Here is a 10,670-nt window from a genome sequence, read left to right as displayed (position 1 = left end):
GCGGCCGCCGTACTGTGCGTCCTGGATGTTCTTGATGACGCCGTAGCTCTTGTCGTTCATGAGCACGATCACCATCGGTGCCTCTTCCTGCACCATGCAGGCGAGTTCGCCCAGGTTGAGGATGAAGCCGCCGTCGCCGGCCAGGCAGAAGGTCTTGCGGCCCGAGCCGGTGACCGCCGCGCCGATGGCCGCGCCGATGGCCATGGGCATGCCCTGGCCGATGCCGCCGCCCGTGGCGTGGACGCCTGCGCTCGGCTCGAAGATGCGCAGTTCGCGGTTGCCCCAGGTGCTGTTGGAGACCGTCACGTCGCGCACCCAGTTGAAGTTGCGGCCGGCCACGGACTGGATCTGGCGCACGAGCTCGGCGTAGGGGCCGAGGCCGTCGCGCAGCGCGGCGACCGCCTGCTCGTGCGCGGCACGCAGGTCGGTGAGCAGCGCCGGATCGGCCTTGTACTGCAGCGCTTCGAGCCGGTCGGCCAGCCCTTCCAGCGCCAGCGCGGCATCGCCGCAGACGAAGGCGTCGCTCGGGTAGCAGCGGCCTTCGGCCGCCGCGTCGGCATCGATGCGGTACAGCGGGCGCGGCAGCTTCAGCTCGTATTTGAGCGTCTCGTTGCCGCGCAGGCGCGAGCCGACCACCAGCATCGCGTCGCAGCTTTGGTAGAAGTCCTCGACCGGCTTCTGGATGTTGTAGGCACCGAGCGAGCCCGGGTCGTCCTCGGGCACCGTGCCGCGGCCCTGCGTGGTCGTCACGACGCCGAAGCCGAGCTTCTGCAACCGCTGGATGGCCGCGCCGGCGCGGCGCGCGCCGCCGCCGACCCACAGCATCGGGCGCTTGGCGGCCGCGAGGCGGGTGGCCAGCGCATCGAGCCCGGCCTTCGAGGGCACTGCGGCCTCGATGGGCAGCGGCGAGAGGTCGGCCGGCATCGTGGTCAACGCCGACTGGATGTCGATCGGGATCTCCACGCTGACGGGCCCCGTTGGCGCGGTCAGCGCGACCTGCACCGCGCGCTTGAGCGTACCCAGTACGTTGTCGACGCTGCGCACGCGGAAGGCGGCCTTGGAGATGGCCTTGAGCATGGTCAGCTGGTCCGGCGCCTCGTGGATGTAGGACATGCCTTTGTCCAGGTAAGGCGTCTCGATCTGGCCGGTGATGTGCAGCACGGGCGCGCCGGCGGTGAGGGCTTCCACCATGCTGCCGGCGATGTTGCCCGCCGCCGGACCGGTGCTGGTCACGCAAACGCCGAGGCTGGCGGTGGAGCGGGCGTAGGCGTCGGCCATGTTGCCCGCGCCGGCTTCGCCGCGTGCGGAAATGAATCGGATGGCCCCGCGCTGGGCGAAGGCATCGAGGATCGGCATGTTGTGGATCGAGATCACGCCGAAGGCCGCCTTGACGCCGCACTGCTCGAGGAAGGCGGCGACGACGGCGCCGACCGTGACCTGCGCGGGGGTGGATGGGTTATGCATGACGGGACAGGCCTCCAGAAATATCGATGTGGCTGCCCGTCGTGTACGACGCGAGGGGCGAGGCCAGGAAAAGAATCGCGCGCGCGGCTTCGTCCGGAAGCCCCAGGCGACCCAGCGGGATGTGCTTGTTCTGCGCGAGCTGGCCGCTCCAGGCGGACCAGTCGAGCGACTTGTCTTCGCGTGCCTCGAAGCGTCGGCGCCACTGGCCCGACTCGACCAGGCCGATCAGGATGCCGTTGACCCGCACGCCCTGCGGCGCGAACTCGGTGGCCATGGAGCGCACCAGGTTCAGCAGGCCCGCGCGTGCGGCCGAGGTCGCGACCATGTGCGGCTCGGGCTGGCGCGCCAGCAGCGAGTTGGCGCAGACGATGGCGGCATCGCCCCACACCGCCCGCTGCGCCGCGAGCTGCGGCAGGAAGGCGCGGGTGGGATGGATGACGGAGAAGAACTTGAGGTGCAGCTCCTCGGTCCAGGCCGCGTCCGTCGTGTCGGCGAAAGTGGAGACGCGGCCCTGCCCGGCGTTGTTGACGAGCATCGAGGCCGGGCCCAGCGCGGCCTCGCTGGACGCGGCGAAGGCCCTCACCGAAGCCGGGTCCAGCACGTCGCAGGTCTGCACGAAGAGCCTGGCCTCGGGCCGGGCCTCGCGCAGTCCGGCCACCGCGCGCTCGAGCCGCTCGGCATTGCGGCCGCACAGCGCGACCGCGGCGCCGCAGCCGAGCAAGGCTTCGACGGTCGCGAGGCCGATGCCCGACGAGCCGCCGGTCACTACGGCGACGCGCCCGGCCAGCGCGTCGGCGGCGAAGAAGGAGGAAGTGGATGCAGGCATGTCGTCGGCCTCAGGCGCTGCGCAGCGGGACCACCTTGGCCTTGCTGGCGGGCGCGTAGTTCAGGAGGCCCGAGATCTCGTCGGCCGTTTCGCGCACGCGGCGCACCATGTCGTCCATGCGGTTCTCGTCGATGTGGCCGGAGGTGATGGTTGCGCCCAATGCGGCGGCGATGTGGCCGCTGTGGTCGCGCACCGGCGCGGCAATGGTGGAGATGTTCGATTCGAAGAAGCCCTCGCCCAGCACGTAGCCGCGCTCGCGGTCGGCCTGGACCATGTCGAAGAGCTCGTTGACGGTCTTGGGCGTGCTCGGCGAGAAGGTCTCCAGCTTGTCCTCCGGGTAGAGCGCGCGCAGTTGCGGCAGCGTCAGGTCTTCCAGCAGGATGCGGCCCAGCACGGTCGCGTGGGCCGGCAGGCGCGTGCCGACGCTGACCGAGCTCGCGAACGGCGTGGGCGGCGCGACCTTCGCCACGTAGACGATGGAGCGGCCGTCGCGCACCACCAGGTTGCAGGGCGTGCGCAGCTCCTCGCACAGGCGGTTGAGCAGCGGCGTGCCCAGCTGCGTGAGCTCCAGCGAAGCCAGGTACTCGAAGCCCAGGCGCAGCACGGCCAGGCCCAGGCGGTAGTCGCGGCCGCCCTCGGCGCGCTCCAGGAAGCCCATGTTCTCCAGCGTGCTGAGCAGGCGGAACACGGTCGAGCGCGGCAGGTCGAAGCGCCGCGCGAGCTCGGGCGCGGACAGGGTGCGGCTCTCGCGGCTGAACTCGCACAGCATGCGAAGGCCGCGTTCCAGGGCCGGCACGTTGTAGCGGTCGGCGCCCTCTTCCATCAGGTCGTTGCTCATAGGTCTCTCGTGCTTGTGGATCGATCAGTCTGCAAGGGCATCGCGCAGCAGCGCGGCCACTGCGGCGGGCCGCTCGACGTAGCTCGCGTGGCCCGCCTCGGGCACCAGTTCGAGCGGCACGCCGCACTGCCTTGCCACCTCGGCGCAGGCCTCGGGCGTGGTGACCACGTCCAGCGCGCCGCAGGCCACGCGCACCGGCATGGCTGGCGGCAGGTCGGCCAGCAGGTCGGCGCCGCACAGCAGCTCCACGGCCTGGCGGTAGCCTGTGTCGTGCAGGCGCGCCATGTTCCAGCGCACCCACTGGCGCGCGGTATCGCTCGCATGCGCCGAGACCAGCCGTCCCGAGCGCTTCGCGGCCATGCCGGCGATGCCGAGTTCATCGAGCGTGCCCAGGCGTTCTGCACGCACGCGGCCCTGCGACTGCGCGCGGCTCGCCGCACCGTAGCCCGCTGCCGGGCTGATCAGCAGCAGCTTCGAGATGCGCGACGCCAGCGGCGAACCGGGGCGCGCCGCAGCTGCAGCCGTCAGCGCGCCGAGCGAATGGCCGACCAGCACGCACGATGCAATCTCCAGCGCATCGAGCAGGCCATGCAGGCGCTGCGCGTAGTCGCGCGAGGTGGGCGCCTGCGCTGCGAGCGGCGTCGATTCGCCGTAGCCCGGTGCATCCCACGCGATCAGCCGCGCCTCGCCTTCGAGCAGAAGCGCCGTGTCCAGCCACGAGGCCGAGCCCGAGCCGATGCCGTGCAGGCACACGATCGCTCGTCCCGCGCCGCATTCGCGCACCGACACCAAGGACCCGCCCTGTACCGGCACGCTGCGCGCCGGGAAGCGCGCATCGAGGCGGGCCAGCTCGGAAGCCGGCAGGGGTTGGGCGTCGATCACGGCTGCATCGCTCATGGCTGCGTTGTCCCGCTCGTTCAGCGCTTGATACTGGCCAGGGGATGATCGGCCGGATACGTCGGCGTGACCGGCTTCTTCGCGCCGAGCATCACGCACATCAGCGCATCCTCGTCGCCGATGTTGATCTCCTCGCGGTACACGCCCGGAGGCACCGAGATCAGGTCGCGGTCGGTCAGCACGGTCTCGTAGCGCTCGCCCTCGGGCGTGGTCAGCACCACCTTGAGCTTGCCGCGCAGCACGAAAAAGACTTCTTCCACGTCGACGTGCAGGTGCGGCGGGCCTTCGTGGCCGGCCGGGATGACCATGGTCGAGAAGGTGAAGCTCTCGGCCGGGATGGTGTTGACGTCGCTCGCCACGCCGGTGCCGCCGGTGCCCACGTAGCGCATCTGCGCGCGGCGGAACTTGGGATCGAGGTCGGCCTGGAACTTCAGCGCGTCCCAGTCGTACTTGCGCGTCGAGTAACGCGCGATACGGGTGTTCATCCACGCCTCGAGGCTCGCGCCTTCAGGGCGGCGCAGCGTCTCGCCGACCTTGCTGTCGTCGAATTTCTTTTGCTCGGACAAATCGCTCATCGAAAACTCCTTGGGGAAATCAGTGCAGATCCATGCATCAGTGCATGACGAAGCCGCCGTTGACGGCGAGCAGTTGGCCGGTCATGAAGCGCGCCAGGCCGGAGAGAGAAAAGAGCACCGCGCCGCAGACGTCCACCGCCTGCTGCTCGCGCGGGAGGGCGCGGCCCTCGAGGTACTTCTGGTGGCGCGCCAGCGGCACGTACTCGGTGGCCTCCACCAGCGTGAGCCCGGGCGCGACGGCGTTGACGGTAATGCCGGACTCGCCCCACTCGCGTGCGAGCGAGCGGGTCATCGAGATCACGGCGCCCTTGCTCGAGGCATAGGCGAGCAGCTTGGGCGCGCCCCACAGGGCCGTGTCCGAGGCGAGGTTGACGATCGCGCCGCGCCCGCTCTGTGCAAGCGCCGAGTGGCAGGCGCGGCTCATGAGCCAGGTGCCGCGCACGTTGACATCCATCACGCGGTCCCAGGTCTCGATGTCCAGCGCATGGGCGTCGCGGCCGCCCGAGTTCGTGATCGCGGCGTTGTTGACCAAGCCGTCGAGGCCGCCGAGCGCTTGCACCGCGGCAGCGGCACAGGCTTCGATCGAGGCCGCATCGCACAGGTCCAGCGCCAGCGCATGGGCATTGAAGCCGGCCTCGCGAAGGGCCCGCGCCTCGGTGTCGGCGAGTTCCGACAGGATATCGGCCAGCACCACGGACGCGCCCGCGGCGGCAATGCATTTGGCGAACGCCAGCCCGAGCCCGCGCGCGGCGCCGGTCACCAGCACGCGGCGGCCGGCAAGCAGGTTGGCCGGCAGCTCGGCCAGCAGGGCCTGCAGGCTGTCGGGATCGGGGATGGCCTTGATGCTTTCAGTACTCATGAACAACTTCCAGAAACGTTGCACCCTCGCGTCGCACTTGGCCCGCGAAGCGCGGCCCGTTGGTGGAACACCGCGGAACCGGCTTCGCCGGGCCGCTGGTGTTGCCCCCGGTAAGGGGGTGGGCGGCCACACGAAGTGGGCCAACCTGGGGGAGAGCCATATCAATCGGCCTGGATGCCGAGCTCCTTGATGATCTTTCCGAAGCGTTCGAAATCGGCGGCGTTGGTCTTGGCCAGCACCTCCGGCGCGCCGCCCAGCGGCAAGGCACCGAGAACCGCCATCTTCGACACCACGTCGGGCATCTTGAGGATCTCGTTCATGTGGCCGTTGAGCGTCTTCACGATCTCGGGCGGCAGGCCCTTGGGGCCGAACAGGCCGTGCCAGGCCGTGACCTCGACGTTCTTGTAGCCCAGCTCGGCGAAGGTGGGCACGCTGGGCGCGAGCGGCGAACGGGCGCGGTCGGCGACCGCGAGCGGCAGCATCTTGCCGCCGGCCAGGTGTGGCGCGATCGGACCGTAGGTGATGTAGGTCAGCGGCACATGGCCACCCAGCACGTCGTTGACCGCCGGCGCCACGCCCTTGTAGGGCACGTGGCCGAGGCTCATGCCAGAGGCCTTGTTGACCATCTCGCCCAGGATGTGCATGGGCGAGCCGCTGCCCGGGCTGGCGTAGGTGAGCGATTGGCCCTTGGCCTGCACGTCCTTGAGGCTCTTGAAGCCGGAGGCCGACCCTGCCGCCAGGAACAGCGGCAGCGTGCCGGCTTGCACGATCGGCGTGAAGCCGTTGAGTACGTCGTAGCCCGTACTGCCGCCGGTCTTCAGCACCAGCTGCGCGATCGAGAAAGTGCTGGGCGCCAGCAGCAGCGTGTAGCCGTCGGCCGGGGCCTTGGCCACGAAGCTGCTGCCGATCACGCCGCTGGCGCCGGGCCGGTTGTCGACCACCACCGCCTGTCCGATGCGCGTGGCCAGCTTCTCGGCGAAGAGGCGCGCGAGCGCGTCGGTGTCGCCGCCCGCCGGGTAGGCAACCACGATGGTGATCGGCTTGGCAGGATAGCCTTGCGCAAAGGCCGGAGCGGCAGCGCCGGTGGCAGCAATGGAAACGGCCAGCGCGAGCGCCTGGCGACGGGTGGGCTTCATCATCGTGGTTCGATCCGGGGTCTGGTAAGTGGCTTGTTTGTTCCATTAGTAAAACATTGATTTATTAATGGAACGGACACACGAAGAATAATCCCGAAGCGCCTCAGCTGTCTAGGTACAAACCCTAGGAGCGGGCGCGTTTTCCCTGAGCTGCCTGAGTGCCATCGGCACGGTCGACGCACTCAAGCGCACCCTGCTCGCCGCGCCCTCGATCGCCTACTCCGCCAGCGCCAGCGGCACCTACTACGAGACCGAGTTGCTCAAGAAGCTCGGCATCGAGGAACAGGTGAAGCCCAAGAGCCGACGCATCCTGAGCGAGCGGGTCGGCTCGGTGGTTGCGCGCGGCGAGGCTGCGCTCGGACTGCAGCAAGTCAGCGAGTTGTTGCCGATCCCAGGCATCGACTACATCGGGCCGCTGCCGGCGGAAGTGCAGCGCGTCACCGTGTTCTCGGCCGGCATCTCGAGCACTGCACGGCAGCCAGATGCGGCGAAGCAGCTGATTCGCTACTTCACCTCGCCGCAGGCGGTGCCGGCGATCGTCAAGAGCGGGCTCGAGCCGGCAGCGGCCAGGCCCTGGACGTCAGGACGCATCGATACCGGCGCGCAGCGCCGCGGCCACGATGGCCTGGCGCAACGCATCATTGCGCGCCAGCGGCCCGCCAATGCGCGTTCCCGAAAGAACGCCCCTCACGCGGTCGCTGAAAAGCAGCAATGCTTTGTCGCGATCGCGCTGGCGCGACATCCACACCAGGCCATCGGCATCCTTGCACTGGCGATGCAGCGCCTCGGCCCACCTGGCGGTGTCCACGTAGTCGCGTGCCGGGCTGGCGATGAGCTCCTCCTTCGGCACCTTGAGCCGGTGCAGCCCTTCGCTCGTCAGGTCCACGAGCAGGAGCTCGCGGCGGGGCACGAGCTGGCCATGGCCGCGCTGCGCGAAATCGTCGAGGGCGACGAACTTGTCGGGCGCGTCGATCGGCACGTCGTGAAAGACCGTCTCGAAGATCGCACAGTCCAGGGTCGCACCGCCGTAGAGATAGGGCACGACCCGGCCCTTGGCATCGCGGATGGGCGCAAAACGCGTGGGCTTGCGCAACGCGCCGGCGCTATCGGCGCCGGGGTTGAAGCTCTCGGGCGCGAAGGCCGTGTCGTGGATGACGTGGATCAGCGCACCGGCGGGCCAGCGATCGAAGAGAGGGTCGAGGGGCGGTGCGGGCGCGCGGCAACTCAAGCCGCACTCGCTTCAGCATCGCGCCGCGCCGCGTCGATCACGGCCTGCGGATTCGATGCCAGCAGGTCGACGGGCCGGGCACTGCCGGGCAACCAGCCGTTGTTCGAGGTGAACCACAGCGCGAGCTTCCAGGGCGCGCGGCGATCGCCGAAGGCTTCCAGCACGGCCTGCACCGCCTTGATCGGCTTGTGGTCCTCGAACTGGAACGCGGGGTACACGTCGCGCTCGCGCGCGCTCTTGTCGGGATGCGGCACGGCGAATACCTGGCGGCGCTTGCGCCAGTTGTCCACCAATGCACTGCGGCTGCTCGCCTGCGAGCGGTTGGCGTCGGCCAACTGCTCGGCGGTGAAGTACCCGAACTCGTTCAGCACGCGGGCATGCCGCTTGGCGAGCCGCTGGGCCATCTCCCTGTCGATCTCGCTGGGCAGCACCATCTGCCCCGCCATGAAGTCGACCACGGCTTCGATGCGGCGCTCGCGGGCCTGGGCAGTCTTCTCGAGCAGCGCGCGTTCCAGCATCGGAAACGAGGCGAGCAGCACTTTCGAGATCGCCTCGTCCTTGATCTCCAGCAGGAACTTGCGCGCGCTGGTCTTTCGGGCCGCCCGTGCAGAGGTATAGGGCTCCAGCGACAGCAGGTCGCCCTGCATTTTTGCGGTGAGATCGGTTGTGCTCATGGAGGCCTCGCTTGATCCGTTTGATCTAATTCTACAGATTCACATCAACCCGATCAAACTCGGGGGCTGAGGACTGCCCTCGCGGGGGATCGTCAACTTACACTGGGCGAGCCGCCGGCTGCCAAGCGAATCCCGGCGGGCGGCGCAACCGAAGAAAGCGACGATGAGCACCTCCCTCCCCTCCCCGATCGTCCGCGCCTTCACGCCCACCGGCGTGCTGCGCGCCTCCATCAACCTCGGCAACCCGATCCTCGCGAACAAGGACGCCGCGACCGGCGATCCGGTCGGCGTCTCGGTCGACCTGGCGCGCGCCTTCGCGCAGCGCCTGGGCGTGCCGATCGAGCTGGTGGTGTTCGAGAAGGCCGCCGCCTCGGTCGACGCTGTGCGCAACGACAAGGCCGACATCGGCTTCTTCGCCATCGATCCGGCACGCAGCGAGGGGCTGCGCTTCACGGCGCCCTATGTGCTGATCGAAGGGAGCTACCTGGTGCCGGCCGGCTCGAAGCTCCAGCGCAACGAGGATGTGGACCGCGAGGGCATCCGTATCGCGGTCGGCGCGGGCAGCGCCTACGACCTCTTCCTCACGCGCGGGATCGGCAAGGCACAGCTGGTGCGCGTGCAGGGTGCGCAGGGCGTGTTCGACAGCCTGCAGGCGGGCGAGGTGGAGGTGGCCGCGGGCATCCGCCAGGTGCTCGAGGCCGAAGCCGCGCGCACGGCGGGCCTGCGCCTGCTGCCCGGGCGCTTCATGGTGATCCAGCAGGCCATGGGCACGCCGGCCTCGCGCGGCGCCGAAGCGGCTGCGGCGCTGGCCGCCTACGTCGAGGAGATGAAGGCCGGCGGCTTCGTGGCCGAGGCGCTGGCGCGCCACCGCATCCAGGGTGCGAGCGTGGCGCCGGCGGGCGCGTTCGCACCTTCTCAGGCGTAGCGTTCGAGGCCCAGGCCTTCCATGTCGATCTCGGGCTGGCGGCCCGCGAGCAGGTCGGCCATCACCCGCCCCGTGCCTGCGGCCATGGTCCAGCCCAGCGTGCCGTGGCCGGTCGCCAGCAGCAGCCTGGGAATCGGCGTGGCGCCCAGCAGCGGCGTGCCGTCGGGCGTCATCGGCCGCAGGCCCGTCCAGAACTCTGCCCCTTCGACGCTGCCGCCCTCCGGGAACAGGTCGGTGACCACGTGCTCGAGCGTGTCGCGCCGCCGGTCGTTCAGGCGCAGGTCGTAGCCCGACAGCTGCGCCGTCCCGCCGACGCGGATGCGTGCGCCCAGGCGCGTTACCGCGACCTTGAAGGTCTCGTCCATCACCGTGGACTCGGGCGCCATTGCGGCATCGGTGATCGGCACGGTGATCGAGAAGCCCTTGACCGGGTACACCGGCAAGCGGATGCCCAGCGGTTTGAGGAGGAGCGGCGAATAGCTGCCCAGCGCGACCACGTAGCGGTCGGCATGGAAGGGGCCGTCATCGGTATGGACCGCGGCCACGCCCTCGGCATTGCGCGCGATGTCGGTGATGGTCACGCCGAAGCGGAAGCGCACCCCCGCGGCCACTGCCAGCCGCGCGAGGCCCTGGGTGAACTTGAAGCAGTCGCCCGTCTCGTCGCCCGGCAGGCGCAGCCCGCCCACGAACTTGTGCCGCACGGCGGCCAGCGCAGGCTCGTACTGCACGCAACCCTCGCGGTCGAGCAACTGGTAGGGCACGCCATAGGCCTTGAGGATCTCGATGTCCTTGCCCGTGCCGTCGAGTTGCTTCTGCGTGCGGAACAGCTGCAGCGTGCCCAGCGAGCGCTCGTCGTAGCGGATGCCGGTGTCGGCGCGCAGCTGCCGCAGGCAATCGCGGCTGTACTCGGCAAGCCGCACCATGCGGCTCTTGTTGATCTCGTAGCGTGCCTGCGTGCAGTTGCACAGCATCGCGATGCCCCAGCGCCACATGGCCGGATCGAGCATGGGCCGCACCACCAGCGGGCTGTGGCGCATCAGCAGCCACTTGACGGCCTTCGCCGGCACGCCCGGCCCAGCCCAGGGCGCCGAGTAGCCGGGCGAGACCTCGCCCGCGTTGGCGTAGCTGGTCTCCAGCGCGGGACCGTCCTGGCGCTCGAGTACCGTGACTTCGTGGCCCGCGTTCGCGAGGTAATAGGCCACCGTGGTGCCGATGACGCCGCTGCCGAGGATCAGGACATGCATGCCG

Annotated in this window: 11 protein-coding genes and 1 pseudogene; 2 read left to right on the top strand and 10 right to left on the bottom strand. The window is 69.5% G+C overall.

Going from position 1 to position 10,670, the window contains the following annotated elements:
• From APY03_RS29540 to APY03_RS29510, 7 genes are all read right to left on the bottom strand, one after another.
• Positions 1-1,464: thiamine pyrophosphate-binding protein (locus APY03_RS29540; protein WP_232324464.1), on the bottom strand; the 1,464-nt coding region annotated here is incomplete at its 3' end.
• On the bottom strand, positions 1,457-2,290 hold the full coding sequence (locus tag APY03_RS29535; protein WP_068682622.1) for an SDR family oxidoreductase: 834 nt from the start codon (positions 2,288-2,290) through the stop codon (positions 1,457-1,459). The genes APY03_RS29540 and APY03_RS29535, both read right to left, overlap by 8 nt.
• 10 nt (positions 2,291-2,300) lie before the next feature.
• Positions 2,301-3,128: an IclR family transcriptional regulator gene (locus APY03_RS29530; protein WP_083944640.1), complete on the bottom strand. Its 828-nt coding sequence runs from the start codon at positions 3,126-3,128 to the stop codon at positions 2,301-2,303.
• A gap of 24 nt (positions 3,129-3,152) precedes the next feature.
• Complete coding sequence (locus tag APY03_RS29525; RefSeq protein ID WP_068682620.1) at positions 3,153-4,025, bottom strand: alpha/beta fold hydrolase; 873 nt, start codon at positions 4,023-4,025, stop codon at positions 3,153-3,155.
• 20 nt (positions 4,026-4,045) lie between these two features.
• Entirely contained in the window at positions 4,046-4,600 is a 555-nt protein-coding gene (locus APY03_RS29520; RefSeq protein WP_068682618.1) for a cupin domain-containing protein, read from the bottom strand.
• A 37-nt stretch (positions 4,601-4,637) separates the two neighbouring features.
• The gene (locus APY03_RS29515; RefSeq protein WP_068682617.1) at positions 4,638-5,459 is read right to left on the bottom strand and encodes an SDR family oxidoreductase; all 822 of its coding nucleotides are present in this window, start codon (positions 5,457-5,459) and stop codon (positions 4,638-4,640) included.
• 161 nt (positions 5,460-5,620) lie between these two features.
• On the bottom strand, positions 5,621-6,595 hold the full coding sequence (locus APY03_RS29510) for a Bug family tripartite tricarboxylate transporter substrate binding protein (RefSeq protein WP_068682727.1): 975 nt from the start codon (positions 6,593-6,595) through the stop codon (positions 5,621-5,623).
• A 163-nt stretch (positions 6,596-6,758) separates the two neighbouring features.
• On the opposite strand from APY03_RS29510, the pseudogene APY03_RS40770 reads away from it, so the two are divergent.
• Positions 6,759-7,166 (top strand): annotated as a pseudogene (locus APY03_RS40770) (substrate-binding domain-containing protein); the annotation flags it as partial.
• Positions 7,167-7,175: 9 nt separating this feature from the next.
• Here APY03_RS40770 and APY03_RS29505 read toward each other — a convergent pair.
• On the bottom strand, positions 7,176-7,823 hold the full coding sequence (locus APY03_RS29505) for an RES family NAD+ phosphorylase (RefSeq protein WP_068682615.1): 648 nt from the start codon (positions 7,821-7,823) through the stop codon (positions 7,176-7,178).
• Positions 7,820-8,497 (bottom strand): hypothetical protein, encoded by a 678-nt coding sequence (locus APY03_RS29500; RefSeq protein WP_068682613.1) that lies wholly within the window; start codon positions 8,495-8,497, stop codon positions 7,820-7,822. The genes APY03_RS29505 and APY03_RS29500 overlap by 4 nt, the downstream gene beginning before the upstream one ends.
• 163 nt (positions 8,498-8,660) lie before the next feature.
• Here APY03_RS29500 and APY03_RS29495 point away from each other — a divergent pair, with 163 nt between their 5' ends.
• Entirely contained in the window at positions 8,661-9,422 is a 762-nt protein-coding gene (locus APY03_RS29495) for a transporter substrate-binding domain-containing protein (protein ID WP_068682611.1), read from the top strand.
• Here APY03_RS29495 and APY03_RS29490 read toward each other — a convergent pair.
• Positions 9,413-10,666 carry a D-amino acid dehydrogenase gene (locus APY03_RS29490; protein ID WP_068682609.1) on the bottom strand — a complete coding sequence of 418 codons (1,254 nt, stop codon included), beginning with the start codon at positions 10,664-10,666 and terminating at the stop codon, positions 9,413-9,415. The genes APY03_RS29495 and APY03_RS29490 overlap by 10 nt on opposite strands.
• Between the last annotated feature and the right edge of the window lie 4 nt (positions 10,667-10,670).

Source organism: Variovorax sp. WDL1 (assembly GCF_001541225.1).
GTDB lineage: Bacteria > Pseudomonadota > Gammaproteobacteria > Burkholderiales > Burkholderiaceae_C > Variovorax.
Note: the sequence above shows the minus strand (reverse complement) of the source record. Positions and strands in the feature narration are given on the sequence as shown.